Genomic DNA, 17656 nt, shown 5'->3' with positions numbered 1-17656 from the left:
TACTCGCTTTTGCAAGTGTTTTTTTCCTCGATGGCTCCTCGAGGTTTTTTTTGTTAACCGACTTTCTGTACGCGTACATAGAAAAACAAAGTTGTCTTTCGTCGAGTTATCGACGGAAATTTTACTCATTTTCGTACACGCGTTAAATGTTATAATACTTATATATACCCCACAAAAGAGGATTATCATGTATCTAAAAGCCATAGAAATCGTTGGATTTAAATCTTTTGCCGATAAAGTACGTCTGGATTTTGAGCCAGGCATCACCTGCGTGGTAGGACCTAACGGTTGTGGCAAATCAAACGTGATTGATTCTGTACGCTGGACTATTGGGGAAATGAGTTGGAAGGCGTTGCGTTCGGCCTCTATGGTGGATATCATTTTTAATGGTACTGCTAAACGCGCTCCTTTAAACATGGCGCAAGTGAGCATGATTTTTGACAACTCCACGCGCAATTTACCTTTAGATTTTAATGAAATTACTGTCACGCGCAAAATTTTTCGCTCCGGAGAAAGTGAGTATTATTTAAACAAGGTACAATGTCGCTTGCGCGATATTCGTGATTTGTTTTTAGATACCGGTATCGGCGGTGAAGGATATGCCATCATCGATCAGGGCGGTGTAGAAAGTGTGCTTTCCGCTACGCCGGAGCAACGCCGCGAAATGTTTGAAGAAGTGGCCGGAGTTTCTAAATACAAATCCAAACGGGAGGAATGTATCCGCCGTTTGGAACGTGTCGATTTAGACTTAGCACGCTTATCCGATACGGTGGCTTTGATTTCCGAACAAATTAAAAAGTTAGATGCCGAAGCACGCAAAGCGCGGTTGTATCAAAAATACAGAGAAGAACTAAAAGAAAGTGAAATTGCTATCTCTTTATGCTCTATTAAAGAAGCCGATGGCTTAATTGCCAAACATGGTGGTGAATTAGAGCCGGTGCTCAGCCGGTGCAAAGATTTGGAAAATCAAATTTCCGCTCAGGAAGGGCAAACGGCCGCCATGGACTTAAATTTAACCCACAAACAAAAAGAGATGGCCGATTTTAATGAAAAAATCGCAGCCAGCAAATATCAAGTGGGTCTTTTGGAAGGGGCCATTAAAAACTGCGACAATTTAACCACAGAATTTACGGCTCAGTTAACCGCCGCCGGCAACGAATCCGAACGAGGCCAAAACCGCCTGAAAGAAATTGCCCCTGCCATCAGCAAACTCAAAACGCAATTGGCGGAGTTGGATAGTCAGTTGGATCCTTTACAAAAACAATATAACGAAGAATTTGCCAAAGCCCAACAACAAGAACAACAACTGCGCCAAAGCGATATTCAAATCCAACGCGCCAGCAATGATTTGATGCGCCTTGTACAAAGCCAAATGGAATGCCAAAACAAAATTTCGTTAGAGCAAGCCAATGTACAGCGTGAAAACGAAGATTTAATTACTTTAGAAAAAAACAGCCAAGCAGGCAGCGGAGTAGAAGATATTCAAAAATTAATAGAAGAAATCCGCACCAAACTGCAAAGCCAGCAAAAAATCGCCCAAGAAGCAAAGGAGCAAATTACGCAACAGGAAGTGTTGCTGAAAGATTTACAACAAAAACGCTCCTTATTAAATGAACAACTTTCTGCTTTAAAATCTGAAAAAGCCGCCTTAAATGCCAAGTTGGAAATGATTCGCACGCAAGGAAAAAATAATCCCTATTGGGTGGGTGTCAATTTGGTTTCGCAAGTAAAAATTGACGGCGTCAGAGGAACCTTGCGCAAAGCCTTAAAATATCCGGCCTCTTTGGCAACAGCGGTAGAGGAGTCTTTTGGCAAATATTTAGATGCCGTTTTGTGTGATCATGAAAATGCCGCTCAAGAGGCGGTGGCCAAGTTAAAAGAACACGGCAAAGCCCGTTGTAAATTTATCTTATTAAATAAAGTACCCGCTGCTGCCAAACCTACCGGCTCTTTGATCAAAGACTTAAAATTTGCTCCCGAGTTGGAAAATCTGATCTTCTTGTTAGTCGGTTCTTATCAGGCTCAAGAAGGAGACACCGTACAAAGTGATTTTTTCTTAAGTGCCGGTGCTGCCGGTATGTCTGCACCGGAAGCCTATTGGGGAGAAGAAGAATCCGCCCAAGAATCCCTGACTCAAAAAATAGAAACTGAAGAAAAAATTTCAAAAGAAATTATTGCCAACTACGAACAATTAACCAAAGCCGAAGAAACCTTGCGCACGTTAAGAAGTGCCTCTCAGGAAGCGGCCGTCGCGGTAGGGGCGGTACAGGGAGAACTGTCTGCCAAAGAAAGAGAACTCAAACAAGCGCAAGAGGTTTTGGCACGTATGGCGGAACAAAAACGTCAATTAATGTTGCGTGTAGAAAACCGCAAACAAAATGTACAGAAATTGCAGGCGGATTTACAGTCTTTATTGCAACAACAAGAAGAAATCAAAAATAAAACTGAACTTCTAAAAACACAAAAAGCAGAATTGCAAAAACAAACGGAAGAATCTAAAGTACGTTTGAACAACTTAAACGGCTCTTTGTATGAGTTAAAAATCCGCAAAAACAATGTGGAAGTAGATTTAAAATCCACCGAATTTGAATATAATACCTTGCTGCAAAATGAAGGAAAGCGTGCCGAAGCTGCCAAAAATGCCAATGCCCGTTTACAGGCTTTGGCTGAGGAAAAACTCTCCACTCAAGCCAAACTTTCTACAGAAAGGGACTTGCTGGCCAAATTGGAAACAGACGAGTATAAATTGCGCCAATCTTTAGAAGCATTAAAGAAAGAGTTTGATGAAAAAATGACCGCGCTTAATAACAACAAAAAAACTTTAAGCGAACTTCATATCAAACAAAATGATTTGGAAAATGCATTAGCCAATGCAAGACGCCAACGCACCACTGTAGTAAACAATTTATTTGAAAATTGGAACATCACCCCCGAAGAAGCCCAAATGAACTTTGGCGATAAAGAGGTGGACTACGAACGCGTAAAAATGATGCGTAAACGCATTGAAAATATGGGCGCAGTAAACATGACAGCACCGGAAGAATATGATGCATTAAACCAACGACATACTTTCCTAAAATCACAAATCCAAGATTTGGAAGAAGCCAAAAAAGATTTGCGTTCCGCCATTCACAAAATCAATGTCACCACGCGGGATAATTTTCAATACACTTTTGAACAGGTAAAGATGCATTTCAAGAACACATACCAATCTTTGTTCCGCGGCGGAGAGTGTGATTTGGTGCTGACCGACCCTGAAAACTTGTTGGAAACCGGCATTGAAATTTATGCACAACCTCCCGGTAAAAAACTGTTAAACATATCTTCTATGTCCGGCGGTGAAAAAACATTGACGGCTCTGTCTTTATTGTTTGCGTTCTTTACTCATAATCCTTCTCCGTTCTGCATTATGGACGAGGCCGATGCCGCTTTGGACGAAGCGAACGTGGAACGCTTTGTAAACCTTATCAAAGAATTCTCAGCCTCTACGCAGTTTATCGTTGTCACACACAACAAACGCACGATGGAAGCCGCACGCCGTCTTTATGGCATTACCATGGAAGAAAGCGGTGTATCCAAAACGATGTCTGTGAACTTGGCAGATAGAGCAGACGCTGCCAAAAAAGAGCAAGTAGAATCTGTGGCGGTCCGCTAATGAAATACGGGGTTCTTTCTGATATTCATGGCAATTTAGAAGCCTTTAATGCGGCTCTAAAACGCCTAAAAGCCGAAGGTGCGGAAAAATATATTTTCTGCGGAGATTTAATCGGCTATGGTCCCGACCCCGAAAAGTGCATCCAAAAATATCACAAGTTAAAAGAGGAAGGTTTAGCGGTAGGCGTCTTAGGTAATCATGATGCCGTTTTCACCCACCCTGAACTTCGCATGTATTTTAATTTTGAAGCACTGCAAGTATTGGATTGGACTGAAAACCAATTAACCTCCCGCTCTATCCGTTGCGTATCTTTCTTGCCGGAAATCCATCGCGGCAAAAATTTCACTATTGTTCATGGTACCCCGATGGACCCAATTAAAGAATATTTCGCTAACTGCAGCCAATATCGCACTGCTTATTCTTTATGGGAAGGTCAGGTGCTTTTTGTAGGGCATACGCATTTGCCTTTTTACATGGAAGGAGACGAGAACATTTGTCATGTGTCGGTGGTGCACAAAGAAGCCTCCGTTAATTTTCACCCCATTTTACGCTATGTAGTAAATCCCGGTTCTGTTGGGAAACCGCGCGATAACGATTCCCGCGCTTCCTTTGGCATTTGGGATACAAAAACAAACACCTTCCGTTTCCTGCGCGAGGCTTACGACTACACCAAAACTCAAGAAAAAATGCGCGCAGCCGGTCTGCCTACTTTTTTGATAGACAGTCTGGGGTTGGGAATGTAAAATTTTATCTTATCGACGGCAAATCTTTTATTACTTATACTATTTATAGGAACTGGGTAAACTGCAGAAAAAAGGCTATATATTTGTAGCCTGCGCACAGGACTGCCGGGGCATATAAAGAGCTCTTATATGTGGTACGATGATGGGGAGGTGCGTCCATCTACCTAGTTCTTTTTTTATGGTTTGTTTTCACAATCTTCCTGTTTCAACAGACAAAAAGAAAAAGTTCCATCAAATTTTCCTGTTTCTCTCTTGTTTTTTGCCGCTTTTCCCCTTATAATTAAATACCGACTGAAAAATTCTTTTACGAGGAGGACTAGCCCTGCCAACGGCCTATTCAAGCGCACTTCAAGGAATGTATCAAAAAACTAATCCTTTTTTTCACCTGAAAACGTCGTTGACACCGACAGAGTATTAATGTTTAAATGTCTATACGGGTCACCCCGTTTTAGACTACACGGAGGAATATATGGAAATTAAAGTTACCGCTAAAAATATTAAACTGACGCCTGCCATTAAACAATTCGTGCAGACCCGCGTCAGCAAAATGGAGAAAAATTTTGATCATATCGTCTGGGCACAAGTGTTGCTCTCTGTAGAAAAGAAAATCAACCAACGTGCCGAAATTGTAATTCACACCGGCAGCAAAAACAACATCTCTGCCACCGCTGTGGAAACCGATCTTTACAAAGCCATTGACGCTGCCGCTACCAAAGCAGAAGCGCAAATGAAAAAAGCAAAAGAAAAAACCAAAACCAAACGTACTGCCAAAAAAGCAGCCGTAGTGGAAGAAATTGCCACTTTTAGCGACAATATTCTTTTGCCGACGACCGACGTAAAATTTTCCGTCATCAAACAAGTAGAAGTGACTCCCATGAATCCGGAAGATGCCGCTTACGAAATGGAACGCTTGGGCTATTCTTTCTGGATGTTTTTAGATGAAGACTCCAAACAAATCAACTTGATTTTCAAACGTTTGGACGGCACCTACGGTTTAATCAAACCGATTAAAAAGAAATAAGGGTTTAAGCGGTGCAGCAGTTTACAAAATCCGTGCATGTTAGCGAACTACTCCAAGTGAAGTCCCTTCACTTGGAGTTGGTTTGCGGCAAACGCTATATTAACAGAGAAATCACTTCTCCGAGCGTTAATCGCCCGGGTCTTGCGCTGTGCGGACACATGGATCTCTTTAGAGCCAACTCTATCCAAGTGTTCGGACGGGGCGAGTATGCTTTTTGTACCAAGCAAAAACAAGCCGCATTAAAGGCCCACATTATCAAAATGTTGGGCAAAGGAAATGTGCCATGTATTATTATGGCGGCAGATTTGGACCCTATGCCGGCTATTAAAAAGGCTTGTTTGGCCTCAGATGTCCCTGTACTGAAAACCACGATGGAATCTTCTGCCTTTGTGGCGGAATTTTCCCGTTTCTTAGATGAAAAATTATCCCCCGTCACGCATTTACATGGGGTATTGCTTAACGTCAGCGGAAGCGGTGTACTCATTAAAGGTGAGGCCGGAATCGGCAAAAGCGAATGTGCATTAGAGATGATTAAGCGCGGCCATATTTTGGTGGCTGATGACGTGGTAGAAGTACAAAAACGATGGGGAAGGTATTTGGTAGGCTCTTGTCCGGAAATGCTTAAGCATTATATGGAAGTGCGCGGATTAGGAATTTTGGATATCGAACTTCTGTTTGGAGTGCAATCCACCTTAGACGAAACCTCCATTGATATGGTGGTGGAATTAACTCCCCCCGTCAAAAACATTGACCGTTTGGGTGTAGAACAAAAGACAACGGAAATTTTGGGCATAGAAATCCCCTCTTTAACTATTCCTGTCACGCCGGGAAGAAACCTGGCCGTACTTTTAGAGGTGGCTGTGCTAAACCAGCAGCTCAAACAACAAGGTATTTTCACCGCACAACAGTTTACACAAAAAGTGTTAAACCGTACGACAAAGGTAAAAAAGAATGAACCAAAAGCGTAAACTTTTCATTATTACAGGCATGAGTGGTGCCGGCAAATCTCAAGTATTAAAAATCTTCGGGGATTTTGGTTTTTACTGCGTGGATAATTTGCCTTTGGCTTTATTTAATCAATTTGCCGAATATGTAAAAGAAAGGCCAGAACTGCAAAATGTGGCCTTAGGTATGGACGTAAGAGAAGGGGAGCGTTTGCGCCAATTACCGGCTATGCTTAAGAAGGTGACAAGGGAAGATTTCACTTCTAAAGTAGTATTTTTAGATGCTTCGGACGAATGCTTAATCCGTCGTTTCTCCGAAACCAAGCACAAACATCCTATCCAGAAAAAATTGGCTGCTGCTATTGCTCAGGAACATGATTTTTTAGGCCCTATCAAAGCAGCAGCAGACAAGGTGATTGACACTACGGATTTAAAACTAGGCGAACTGAAAGAAAAGATTTCTGCACTATTAGAAATTAAAAAAGAAGGAGAAATGCAAATTTCGGTTGTTTCTTTCGGTTTTAAAAACGGCATTTTAAAGGATACCGATATTGTTATGGATGTGCGCTTTTTACCCAACCCCTATTATGTAAAAGAATTGAAGGAGAAAACGGGCCTGGACAAAGAAGTGCAAAACTATATTTTATCCTTTAAAGAATCACAAGAATTTGCCGACAAAATAGCAGATTTGATTAAATATCTTATACCCAAATATATTAAAGAGGGGAAAAGTTATTTAACCATTGCCATGGGATGTACCGGCGGAAAGCACCGCAGCGTGTTTATGGCACATCAACTGGCAGAAACACTGAAAAAGCAGGGAATCAATGCCTCAGAATTTCATAGGGATATAGGATTATAATTATGGTAAAACTCATTTTAGTGACACATGCAAATTTAGCCAAACACTTGCTGGAAACAGCTGACCAAATTTTAGGTAAAACAACCGAAGGAGTAGAAACTTTGTCCGTCACCACCTCCAGTTCTATTGAGCAGGGAGCCAATGAATTAAAAACTTTGTTGGCCGATGCCGAACAAGGCGCCATCGTACTGACGGATATTTTTGGCGGAAGTGCAACCAATATTGCCTTAACCGCTACGAAAGATTACGCTAAGTGCTATGTAATTACCGGACTGAACTTAAGCATGTTGCTTACGGCACTTAATAGCCGCAAAAAATTAACGGTAAAAGAATTAGCAGAAAAAATCGAAGCTGACGGCAAACGCGCCGTTATCAATGCTACGGAACTTTTGATTAAAGGACTATAATATGCCGATTGTTTTTGCTCGGGTAGATGATCGTTTGATACACGGACAAGTGGTGCAAGCATGGTTGCCTGAGTTAAATATTGATGAAGTGGTAATTCCTTGTCCGAAAGATAACAATTGCCACTTAAATAAAAACCTTTTGCGCTTATCGCTCCCGTTTGAGTACGAGCTGGCTGTTTTGGAGCCGTCTTGTTGCGTAAGCTATATGAACAGCTCCGACAAACGTATTTTGCTTCTGTTGGGCTCTTTGCAAGATTTAAACCCTTTGCTAGAAGACGGTCTGCAGATTGCTTCTTTAAATATCGGCGGTATGCATTTTAAAGAAGGGGCGCATAAAATGGCAGAAAATGTTTTTTTAAATGAAGAAGATAAACGAACTTTGCGCATATTAAATGATTTGGGAATAGACATTGAAACCAGAGCAGTGCCTAGCTCTAAATCTTTTTCCGTTAAAGATATTTTATGACAACAACCATTATTTTATTGTGCCTATTGGCCTCCGTTTTGGAATTAGATGTCACGTATGCATTCCAAACGCTCGTTTCGCGTCCTATCATTGCAGGTCCGTTATTTGGCCTCTGCGCCGGAGACTTAATGGCCGGAGTACAAGTAGGGATTTTTGCCGAATTGCTATTTCTGGACATTTCTCCTCTCGGAGGGATTATTCCTCCCAGCGGAGTAGTGGCTGTGGTAATACCCATTATCTTACATTCTTTGGGTATTGAATTATATTTTGGTTTCTTTTTAGGTGTTTTGTTAGCTTTGCTCTACTCGTTGTTTGATACTTTACTGCGCAAAACTCGTTTTAGATGGTTGGTATTTTTAGAAACCAAGATAGGAAAAAATCCAAACGATTTATGGAAGACGGTTTCGTTGTCTTTGTTGTTATCTTTTTTGATGACTTTTATTTTTCTCTCAGCGGCTGCTTGGTTAAGCGCGCAATTGGTATTTTGGATATTCCCGTATATACCGGCACAAATGCACTTTGCTTTCCAACTAGCCTACATGGCAGTGCCCTGGATAGGGCTGGCCACATTAATTCCGCTTTTCCGGTTAAAAACGAGGTAGAAAATGTCTTTTTGGATTAGATTTAATATGTTTTTTCGTTCTTTCTTCCTACAAGCCGGTTGGAATTTTGTGAAATATCAAAATTTAGGATTTGCTTTTGTAATGGTTCCTTTTTTACGAAAGCTTTATCAATATGATCCTGAAATGATGCCCACTGTGTTATCGCGTTATTTAGAAACTTTTAACACGCATCCGGTTATGGCTTCTTTCTGCTATGGTGCAATGGCCAAACAAGAAGAAAATGTTTCCAAAGCACAATCTGTGACAGAGTATAAAGAACAAGTGGCAGAATGGAACGGTGCCAGAAGGGGTCTTTCTATTACGGCAGCCTCCATTGGAGACCGATTGTTTTGGGGAACACTAAAACCGCTGACATTGTTGATGGCTTTATTTATTTGGATGCTATTGGGTGTGAATTTCTTTGAAACAGAACACCTGCAAGATATTTCTTATTTTGAGGCTTTTTCAGCTGGCATCATGTCCTTTTTAGTCTACAATGCCATTGCCCTTTTTGTACGTTGGGAAGGGATTAAAATCGGGTATGATAGCGATGAATCTTCTTGCTTTGGCTTAACTCGCTTTGATTGGAATCGTACCATTTACAAAGCCAAACGATTGGGAATTTTCTTTTCCGTAGGGCTTATTTTGTTTGGTGTTTATCACTACTTTGGCAAAATTCAAGTGGGAGTAAACTTTTTTGCGCAAGCCTTGCTGGTTATTTTCTGTGTCATTATCTCTTTTATTACGCGGCGGTTGCGCATTCCGAATATTTATCTATATTTATCGGCTGTGGTAATTTTTACCATCGTATGTTTATTTTAAAGGGGTTTTTGTACAGTGATTACAACGGATATCCAAATAACAAATCGTTTAGGTCTGCACGCCAGACCGGCTGCTCAAGTAGTGGAAACAGCCTCCGGCTTTTCTTGCAATATTTCTATTACTAAAGACCAAATCGAAACCAATGCCAAAAGCATTATGGGGGTTTTGATGTTGGCAGCCGAATATGGATCTACGTTGCATCTTAAATTTGATGGGGAAGACGAACAAGCAGCCTGTCAAGCCCTTAAAGATTTATTTGCCAGCAATTTTAACGAGGAGTTTTAAATGTTTGTTATTACAGGGGTGGCTGCTAGCCCAGGAGTGGCCATTGGTCCAGCAGTACTATTACCTACGGCTGATTTTGCTGTAGGGAATCAGTATATTGATGTGACGGAAGTAAAAGCGGAACTTGTTAAATTTGCCAAAGCCATAGAAAAAACCCAAGCAGATTTAGACCTTTGCGAACAACGCCTGCGTGAAACTTTAGGAGCAGAATATGCCAACTTAATGTCCATGCATAAGATGTTGTTGCAAGATCCTATGCTCAAAGATGCCGCTACCGCCAAAATCAAAAAAGAGCATATGTCTGCTCAAGCGGCTGTATTTTTAACCTTAAAAGAAATTTCTGATTCTTTTTCTAAAATTGAAGATAAGTTTTTCCAAGAACGTCGCAATGATATTTTTGATGTCGGCAAGCGTTTGGCTAACAATTTGGTGGAGGGAAAAGCGGCTTTTTTATCTTCTGTTAAACGCCCTTCTGTATTGATTGCGCATGATTTATTTCCTTCCGACACGATCAATTTACAAGAAAATCAAATTATTGCTTTCTGTACGGATTTGGGCGGCAAAACAAGCCACACCGCCATTTTGGCCCAAAGTTTAAAATTGCCGGCAGTGGTTGGTTTGTCCAATGCACTGCGCAACACCAAAGATGGCGATACCGTTATTGTAGACGGCGAAAACGGCCTCTTAATTATTAATCCGGACAAGCACACTTTATCTCTTTATAAAAAAGCGCAACGCGAATTTAAAAAAGCAGAATCTTTGCTACAGACAATAAATCCGTTGCCAACCGTCACGTCTGATGGAAAGAATTTCAAACTCATGGTCAATTTTGACCCGCGAACTTATACCAAAGACAATAAAAAACTTATTACCGACGGGTTAGGCCTTTTGAGGACAGAATTTTTATACATGGATATTCCTCAGCCACCTACGGAAGAAGAACAATATCGCGCTTATTTGGCTACTGCCAAAATGTTTGACCGCCGTCCCGTCACCATACGACTGGCAGATTTAGGCGCAGACAAAATGCCCATTTTTCCGTTAGATGAGTTTGATAAAGACAACAACCCTTTTATGGGTTGTCGCGGAATTCGATTGTTTTTAAAAAACCCCGATTTGATGTTCACACAATTACGCGCTATTGTGCGTACGGCTTGCGAAGTTCCGGCACAAGTAAAAATCATGATTCCGATGATTTCCTGCGTGGAAGAAGTGTGGCATGTAAAAGATGCTTTAAATCAAGTTTTGGCAGATTTTGAAAAAGAAGGAAAAAAACCCGTTAACCGCATTGCCTTAGGTGCTATGATAGAGGTCCCTTCTGCTGCTATTGCCCTAGACAGCATGATTCATGATTTGGATTTCCTTTCCATAGGCACCAATGACTTGATACAATATTTAATTGCGGTAGATCGCGTCAATCCGGAAGTGGCCCATATGTATGACCCTTGCCACCCGGCCGTCATGCGCACCATTCACCAAATTATCCAAACCGCCCACCAACGCGGCAAGGAAGTAAGCATTTGCGGAGAAATAGCCTCCGATACAAAAATGGTGCCTTTGCTACTCGGATTAGGAACGGATATTTTATCGGTTCCGCCGCGTATGTATTTACGTATTAAAAACCGCATTCGTAATTTAAAATTTGAAACCTGTTCAGACGCCGCCCAAGCTACATTGTTAGCCACCAATTCAGAAGATATACGGCGTTTGGTAGAAGAGTTAACACAAGATGAAGATTCGTAATTTTTCAATCGTGGCCCACATTGACCACGGCAAAACCACCCTTTCAGACAGAATTTTGGAAGATACGGGCACTGTACCCAAACGCAAAATGCAAGCCCAACTGCTTGACGGTATGGACTTGGAGCGCGAACGCGGCATCACCATCAAAGCCAAAGCGGTCCGTATCCAATACAAAGACTACATTTTAAACCTTATCGACACTCCGGGACACGTGGACTTTTCTTATGAAGTGGCCCGTTCTTTGCGCGCTTGTGAAGGGGTGTTGTTGTTGGTAGATGCCTCTCAAGGGGTAGAGGCGCAGACTGTAGCCCATGCGCATTTGGCCCAAAGTCTTGGTTTAAAGGTTATTCCGGTAATGAACAAGGTGGATCTATCCCAATCCGATGCCGATGCTTCTGAGGAGCAATTATGGGATATTTTGCACGACCCCATTGAAGCAGAGCGCGTCAGTGCCAAAACCGGTGCAGGTATTGAACATCTATTAGATCGTATTATTGAAGATGTACCCGCCCCTCAAGGAGACCCGAAAGCACCGCTGCGCGCCTTGATTTTTGACTCTTTTTACGATCCCTTCCGCGGAGTAATTATGTATATCCGCATTGTGGACGGAACAATTAAAACAGGTCAAAATATCCGTTTTATGGCTTCTGGGGCTTCTTACAAAACCGAAGAAGTGGGATTCATGACCCCCAAACAATTGCATAAAGGGCAATCTTTAAGTGCCGGAGAAGTGGGATACTTAGTAGCCGGCATCAAAGATATTCACCAAGTAAAAGTGGGTGATACCATTACTTTAGCCGAAAATCCGGCCAAAGAGCCTTTGCCGGGATATGAAGATGCCAAGCCGGTTGTTTTTGCCAGTATATTCCCTGTAGAAACAACAGACTTCCCTCTCTTACGTACGGCATTGGAAAAATTAAATTTATCTGATTCTTCTTTCCATTATCAAAGTGAAACTTCCAAAGCCTTGGGGTTTGGGTTCCGCTTGGGTTTCATGGGGATTTTGCATATTGAGATTGTAAAAGAACGTTTGGAGCGAGAGTTTAATTTGTCCTTAATTGCCACTTCTCCCAACGTAGTGTATCACGTCAAATTTACCTCACGCAAAAATCACCCGCAAGAGTTGGCAGCTTTGCCCGATGCTCCGGACGATCCGGGATACAAAATTATCGATAATCCGGCCAATTTTCCTCCGCATGGAGACATTATTGATATCAAAGAGCCCGTTATTCACATCACTATCGTCACTCCCGTTGAATTTATGGACGGAGTGATGACCTTGCTGAAAGAAAAACGCGGCACTTATATGAGCATGGACCATTTGTCTAATCAGCGCGTGATCATTAAGTATGAAATGCCTATGGGGGAAATGGTCATTGATTTTTACAACAAACTCAAATCCGTATCTAAAGGATACGCCTCTTTTGATTATGAAGTGGCCGGTTTCCGCAGTTCCAATGTGGTATTAATGGAAATTCTGCTACACGGTACACCGGTGGATGCCTTGTCTGTGGTCGTACATAAAGACAAAGCCCAAACACAAGGCCGCGCCTTGTGCGCCAAATTAAAAGAGTTAATCGGCCGCCAGCAGTTTGAAGTGGCCGTACAAGCAGCAATCAATGGCAAAGTGATTGCGCGTGAAACCATTCCTGCCTTCCGCAAAGACGTAATCGCCAAATGCTACGGCGGTGATATTACCCGCAAACGAAAATTGCTCGAAAAGCAGAAAGAGGGTAAAAAACGCATGAAGAGCATCGGCAGTTTAAACATTCCGCAAGAAGCCTTTGTTGCCATGCTAAAGATTGACGAAGAATAAATAAAAACCCCCACATTCAGTGGGGGTTTTGTTAATCAAACAATTTTTCAAACAAACTTTTTTTCCCGCCTGTTTCTTTGGCCAATTCTTCCAAGAGTTCCTTTTGACGGGAGGTGGTTTTTTTGGGGACTTCTATTTTCACATTGACCAATAAGTCTCCAAAACCTTTTTTCCCTAATTTCGGCATACCGCAACCTTGCATTTTCAATACATCTGCAAATTGGGTACCTTTCGGGATTTGCACTTCCACTTCTTTCCCCTCAATAGTGGGCACTTTGATACTGCCTCCCAAAACAGCTTGAGGATAGGTGATTTTGGCATCCATGACCAAGTTGTCTCCATCACGTCTGAAAATCTTATGCTCTTTAACGTGCATTTCTACATACAAATCCCCGTAGCCGCCACCATTGGTGCCGATATCGCCGCCATTAGACACACGTAAAGTGACCCCTGTACGCACACCGGACGGAATTTTGACCGTAATATTTTCTTTCACACGTTCCACACCGCTGCCACGACATTTTTTGCAAGGCTTTTCCACCACAGTTCCTTTACCGCCACAATCGGGACAAGTTTGTCTCATGCTAAAAAACCCTTGCTGATAGACCACGCTTCCGCGTCCGCCGCAAGAACGGCAAGTCTTGACCGAGCTTCCCTCTTCTGCACCGGAGCCGTCACAGGCATTACAACGCTCTACCCGATGGTACGAAACTTCTTTTTCCATGCCTTCATAGGCTTGCTCTAAGGTCAACTCTACATCTACTTTTAAATCTTCGCCACGTTGAGCGCGGGGTTTGCCACTGCTGCGGCCACCAAAACCTCCGCCAAAGATATCTCCAAACACAGAGCCGAAAATATCGCCCACATCTGAAAAGCCGGAAGCATTAAATCCGCCAAAACCACCGGCACCGGCATTTACACCGTCGTGACCATATTGATCATACATCTGTTTTTTCTGCGGATCAGACAAAACGGTAAAAGCCTCATTTACTTTTTTAAACCGTTCCTCAGCATCTTTATCTCCGGGACAACGGTCCGGATGACATTTCATCGCAGCACGACGGTAGGCAGTTTTAATTTCGCTTTCGCTGGCGTTGCGAGAAACGCCTAAAACTTGATAATAATCTTCTTTCATATACCAACCAAATCAACTTATATTTTTTCTACTTGTTGGCCTTGCGGTGTATCTTTAACCGCATAACCGGCCGCACGCAAAGCATCGCGTAGTTCATCAGATTTTTTATAATCTTTGGCTGCGCGCGCAGCGGCACGAGCCTGCAAAATTTCTTCTACTTCGGCCGGCAAAGACTCCTCTTTTTCTTCCTCACGGAATAAGTCCAAAGAGAGAACTCCATCGGCAAATTTCAAAAACTCCACTTTTTCCGCCGCATTCAATTCGGCACCGCGCACAGTTTCCCACACAATGGCCAAAGCCTTAGGGGCATTTAAATCATCTTCCATAGCGGCTTGAAATTTGGCTTGAGTGACATTCAAACGGTCTGTAATTACACTTTGCTGTCTTTGGGACACTTCGACCGCTTTTAATGCTTCTTTGCGCAAAGTTTGCAGACTTTTGCGGGCAGAATCCAAAGATTCATACGTAAATTCCAATTGAGTGCGATAATGTGCCGTCAAACACAAATAGCGGTAATCCAGCGGATCATATCCTTTATCACGCAAAGTCTGCAAAGTGACAAAAGTACCTCCGGATTTAGACATTTTGCCGGCACGCAAAACCAAGAACTCTCCATGCACCCAATAATTCACGTATTTCTGGCCCGTAGCGGCTTCGCTTTGGGCAATTTCATTGGTATGATGCACAGACACGTGATCAATACCGCCACAATGGATATCAATCGTTTTGCCTAAATATTTCATCGCCATAGCAGAGCATTCCACGTGCCAACCCGGAAAACCGATACCCCAAGGGCTGTCCCATTCCATTTGGCGTTGCTTGTCTTTGGGAGAGAATTTCCACAAGGCAAAATCTGTCGGGTTTCTCTTTTCATCGCTCATTTCCACGCGCGCGCCACCTTTCAAACCTTCCAAGCGGCTGCGGCCGACTAAGACATCATAGCGCGGAAATTTAGACGTATCGTAATAAATCCCATCAGAGGTGCGATAGGTAAAGCCTTTTTCTTCCAATGTTTTTACCAAAGCAATCATTTCTTTAATATGTTGCGTGGCGCGGCTGATGACCGTAGGACGAGTACAATGCAAAGCGTCATAATCTTCAAAGAATTTCTCTTCGTAAAATTTAGCAATATCCCATGCGCTTTTCCCTTCGCGTGCAGCCCCTAATTCCATCTTATCTTCACCATCATCAGCGTCGGACACCAAGTGCCCCACATCCGTCACATTCATTACGTGTTTTAATGGATAGCGCAAACGAATGGTGCGGCCTAATAAATCTTCAAAAATATAGGTGCGCATATTACCGATATGAGCAAAATTATATACGGTAGGACCGCAACAATACATCGTCACTTGTGCGGCATCTAACGGAGTAAATGCTACTTTTTGTCTATTTTCACTATTATAAAGCTGCATTTTCTTGGGCCTCTCTGAGCAAATTATTATATTGAGTAATAATGGTTTGGAAAAAGAGATTACAGGTCGGTTGGCCTATTTCGTTGGCGGCTTGTTCAGACAAAATACAACTCACCTCGATATCCGAGAGCGGATTAACGGCACCGACACTGGCAATAGAATAAGTAAATCCGGCAGGACGATAGGTGCGCAAGGCTTTTTTATATGCGGCGTCCAATGCTTTTTGGAACAGGGCCATATTTTTAGAATTAGCGGTACTTCCTAATTTCACCCGTTTGGCAGCCGCCACCACCGTCACATCCGTATAACGCCCGTAAGACGCGGCGATTTCTTCCGAAGTAAAATCCTCATCTTCTGAAGGAAACTCCTCAGACTCGCTTTGCGCGGAGGATTCCGATCCTTCCTCCAAAACGCTGGGGTCTGGCAAAGAACCGATAAAATCTTCGTTCTCGGCAGGCACAACAGGAGTCGGATTTTCATAAGCGGAATAATCAATACCTGAAAATTTTTTGCGAGCGGTATAATCCACACTGCTGCACGCACTTAAAAAGAAAAACACCAACAAACAAGAGAAAAGGCTTTTTTGCATTTTTACGCTCCCAATTTCAAAGTAGCCACCGCATGGCACATGGCGGCTTCTCCGCGCCCAATTTCGCCTACATGCTCGTGACTTTTAGATTTGAAACTAATATTTTTTTCATCTATTTCAAAAATTTTCGCCAAAGATTTGCGCACCGCCTCATAATGCGGGCTGATTTTAGGCTCTTGCGTAATAAGAGTGGCGTCAATATGTTGCAGCGTAGCCGGATATTGGCGAACGATTTTTAATACTTTTTTAGCAATTTCTTTACTGTCAATGCCTTCTATGCTGGGATCAGAAGGAGGAAACAGCAATCCGATTTCGCCCAAGCATAAAGCGCCCAGCATCGCATCGCAAATGGCATGCAACACGACATCTCCATCGCTATGTCCCAAAAAACCTTTGCTATGGGGGATTTCTATCCCGCCGATAATAAATTTACGTCCTTCTACCATACGATGTAAATCAAATCCAAAACCGGTACGCACTTGCATTCCTCCTTGCAAAAAGACCTCCGCCATCACCAAATCTTCAGGCGTAGTAATCTTCAAATTTTTATAATCGGACATTTCTATTTTTACACTAACACCCAAACGTTCCACTAATTGAGATTCGTCCGTTGCATCTTGAAAATGCCCAAACCGTTCTAAGGCTTTACGCAACACATTGGCCCGATAACATTGCGGGGTTTGCGCCGCCCACAAAGAATCTCTCTGCAAAGTTTGTTGCACTTGTCCGTTGCGTACTTGTTTGACGGTATCTTTTACAGGAACAGCCAGAACGGCCGCTTCTTCCCAAAATCCTCTTAATAAGCATTTTTGAGCGGCTAAAGGATCCACCAGCGGTCTTGCCCCATCATGTACGGCAATGGCTTGGATTTTAGGGTCCAAAGCCGCCACTCCACTCATCACGGAGGCCAAACGCGTTTGACCCGGTAAAGCATAAATCAAATCAGAAAAATATTTCTTCAAAAATTCTCGATTTTCTGCGGAAGTGACAACAACGATTTGTTTAACAAAGGGAATTTTTTTAAAAGCCTCTACCGAACGGACCAACACAGGCTTGCCCGCCAAAGGCAATAGTTGCTTGGGGCGCCCCATTCTTTTTCCAAGTCCACCGGCTACAATTACTGCGCCGGCATAGGTTAATTTTTCTTCCAT

16 protein-coding genes are annotated in these 17656 nt (G+C 42.7%); 12 read left to right on the top strand and 4 right to left on the bottom strand.

The annotated features are described in order from the left end of the window. The first annotated feature begins 187 nt into the window (after nucleotides 1-187). The 12 genes from IKL48_00475 (at nucleotide 188) to lepA (ending at nucleotide 13366) form a co-directional block, all read left to right on the top strand. Complete coding sequence (locus tag IKL48_00475) at nucleotides 188-3655, top strand: AAA family ATPase (GenBank protein ID MBR3603165.1); 3468 nt, start codon at nucleotides 188-190, stop codon at nucleotides 3653-3655. Further along, entirely contained in the window at nucleotides 3655-4398 is a 744-nt protein-coding gene (locus tag IKL48_00470) for a metallophosphoesterase family protein (protein ID MBR3603164.1), read from the top strand. The genes IKL48_00475 and IKL48_00470 overlap by 1 nt, the downstream gene beginning before the upstream one ends. Before the next feature lie 469 nt (nucleotides 4399-4867). Further along, nucleotides 4868-5419 carry a ribosome-associated translation inhibitor RaiA gene (gene raiA / locus IKL48_00465; protein ID MBR3603163.1) on the top strand — a complete coding sequence of 184 codons (552 nt, stop codon included), beginning with the start codon at nucleotides 4868-4870 and terminating at the stop codon, nucleotides 5417-5419. Between the two features lie 56 nt (nucleotides 5420-5475). After that, nucleotides 5476-6387, top strand: a complete 912-nt coding sequence (hprK, locus tag IKL48_00460) for an HPr(Ser) kinase/phosphatase (protein ID MBR3603162.1) — start codon at nucleotides 5476-5478, stop codon at nucleotides 6385-6387. Beyond that, a complete protein-coding gene (rapZ, locus tag IKL48_00455) occupies nucleotides 6371-7225 on the top strand; it encodes an RNase adapter RapZ (GenBank protein ID MBR3603161.1) in 855 nt (284 codons plus the stop codon). The genes hprK and rapZ overlap by 17 nt, the downstream gene beginning before the upstream one ends. Before the next feature lie 2 nt (nucleotides 7226-7227). After that, nucleotides 7228-7632 carry a hypothetical protein gene (locus IKL48_00450; GenBank protein MBR3603160.1) on the top strand — a complete coding sequence of 135 codons (405 nt, stop codon included), beginning with the start codon at nucleotides 7228-7230 and terminating at the stop codon, nucleotides 7630-7632. A 1-nt stretch (nucleotide 7633) separates the two neighbouring features. After that, complete coding sequence (locus tag IKL48_00445) at nucleotides 7634-8098, top strand: PTS sugar transporter subunit IIB (GenBank protein MBR3603159.1); 465 nt, start codon at nucleotides 7634-7636, stop codon at nucleotides 8096-8098. Next, nucleotides 8095-8700, top strand: coding sequence for a PTS sugar transporter subunit IIC (locus tag IKL48_00440; GenBank protein ID MBR3603158.1), 606 nt, complete (start codon nucleotides 8095-8097; stop codon nucleotides 8698-8700). Before IKL48_00445 ends, IKL48_00440 begins: the two co-directional genes overlap by 4 nt. A gap of 27 nt (nucleotides 8701-8727) precedes the next feature. Next, a complete protein-coding gene (locus IKL48_00435) occupies nucleotides 8728-9522 on the top strand; it encodes a PTS system mannose/fructose/sorbose family transporter subunit IID (GenBank protein MBR3603157.1) in 795 nt (264 codons plus the stop codon). A gap of 15 nt (nucleotides 9523-9537) precedes the next feature. After that, the gene (locus tag IKL48_00430) at nucleotides 9538-9807 is read left to right on the top strand and encodes an HPr family phosphocarrier protein (protein ID MBR3603156.1); all 270 of its coding nucleotides are present in this window, start codon (nucleotides 9538-9540) and stop codon (nucleotides 9805-9807) included. Beyond that, a complete protein-coding gene (ptsP, locus tag IKL48_00425; protein ID MBR3603155.1) occupies nucleotides 9808-11550 on the top strand; it encodes a phosphoenolpyruvate--protein phosphotransferase in 1743 nt (580 codons plus the stop codon). After that, nucleotides 11537-13366, top strand: coding sequence for a translation elongation factor 4 (gene lepA, locus IKL48_00420; protein MBR3603154.1), 1830 nt, complete (start codon nucleotides 11537-11539; stop codon nucleotides 13364-13366). Before ptsP ends, lepA begins: the two co-directional genes overlap by 14 nt. A 31-nt stretch (nucleotides 13367-13397) precedes the next feature. Here the strand turns inward: lepA and dnaJ are convergent, their stop codons facing one another. Genes dnaJ through ispD form a run of 4 tightly spaced genes read right to left on the bottom strand, consistent with a single transcriptional unit; the run spans nucleotide 13398 to nucleotide 17656 of the window. Continuing rightward, the gene (dnaJ, locus tag IKL48_00415; GenBank protein ID MBR3603153.1) at nucleotides 13398-14501 is read right to left on the bottom strand and encodes a molecular chaperone DnaJ; all 1104 of its coding nucleotides are present in this window, start codon (nucleotides 14499-14501) and stop codon (nucleotides 13398-13400) included. Nucleotides 14502-14518: 17 nt separating this feature from the next. Next, entirely contained in the window at nucleotides 14519-15916 is a 1398-nt protein-coding gene (gene cysS / locus IKL48_00410) for a cysteine--tRNA ligase (GenBank protein MBR3603152.1), read from the bottom strand. Continuing rightward, a complete protein-coding gene (locus IKL48_00405; protein MBR3603151.1) occupies nucleotides 15903-16505 on the bottom strand; it encodes a hypothetical protein in 603 nt (200 codons plus the stop codon). The genes cysS and IKL48_00405 overlap by 14 nt, the downstream gene beginning before the upstream one ends. A 2-nt stretch (nucleotides 16506-16507) precedes the next feature. Next, a complete protein-coding gene (gene ispD, locus IKL48_00400) occupies nucleotides 16508-17656 on the bottom strand; it encodes a 2-C-methyl-D-erythritol 4-phosphate cytidylyltransferase (GenBank protein ID MBR3603150.1) in 1149 nt (382 codons plus the stop codon).

Source organism: Elusimicrobiaceae bacterium, assembly GCA_017520185.1.
Taxonomy (GTDB): Bacteria; Elusimicrobiota; Elusimicrobia; order Elusimicrobiales; family Elusimicrobiaceae; genus Avelusimicrobium.
This window is presented reverse-complemented; position numbering and strand designations above follow the sequence as displayed.

What these genes read in the sequence shown, in the direction of transcription:
- IKL48_00450 (MBR3603160.1), top strand. Translation starts at nt 7,228, where the DNA reads ATGGTAAAACTCATTTTAGTGACACATGCAAATTTAGCCAAACACTTG.
- IKL48_00405 (MBR3603151.1), bottom strand. Translation starts at nt 16,505, where the DNA reads ATGCAAAAAAGCCTTTTCTCTTGTTTGTTGGTGTTTTTCTTTTTAAGT.
- IKL48_00445 (MBR3603159.1), top strand. Translation starts at nt 7,634, where the DNA reads ATGCCGATTGTTTTTGCTCGGGTAGATGATCGTTTGATACACGGACAA.
- dnaJ (MBR3603153.1), bottom strand. Translation starts at nt 14,501, where the DNA reads ATGAAAGAAGATTATTATCAAGTTTTAGGCGTTTCTCGCAACGCCAGC.
- IKL48_00475 (MBR3603165.1), top strand. Translation starts at nt 188, where the DNA reads ATGTATCTAAAAGCCATAGAAATCGTTGGATTTAAATCTTTTGCCGAT.
- raiA (MBR3603163.1), top strand. Translation starts at nt 4,868, where the DNA reads ATGGAAATTAAAGTTACCGCTAAAAATATTAAACTGACGCCTGCCATT.
- IKL48_00435 (MBR3603157.1), top strand. Translation starts at nt 8,728, where the DNA reads ATGTTTTTTCGTTCTTTCTTCCTACAAGCCGGTTGGAATTTTGTGAAA.
- lepA (MBR3603154.1), top strand. Translation starts at nt 11,537, where the DNA reads ATGAAGATTCGTAATTTTTCAATCGTGGCCCACATTGACCACGGCAAA.
- ispD (MBR3603150.1), bottom strand. Translation starts at nt 17,656, where the DNA reads ATGGAAGAAAAATTAACCTATGCCGGCGCAGTAATTGTAGCCGGTGGA.
- IKL48_00470 (MBR3603164.1), top strand. Translation starts at nt 3,655, where the DNA reads ATGAAATACGGGGTTCTTTCTGATATTCATGGCAATTTAGAAGCCTTT.
- ptsP (MBR3603155.1), top strand. Translation starts at nt 9,808, where the DNA reads ATGTTTGTTATTACAGGGGTGGCTGCTAGCCCAGGAGTGGCCATTGGT.
- IKL48_00440 (MBR3603158.1), top strand. Translation starts at nt 8,095, where the DNA reads ATGACAACAACCATTATTTTATTGTGCCTATTGGCCTCCGTTTTGGAA.
- rapZ (MBR3603161.1), top strand. Translation starts at nt 6,371, where the DNA reads ATGAACCAAAAGCGTAAACTTTTCATTATTACAGGCATGAGTGGTGCC.
- cysS (MBR3603152.1), bottom strand. Translation starts at nt 15,916, where the DNA reads ATGCAGCTTTATAATAGTGAAAATAGACAAAAAGTAGCATTTACTCCG.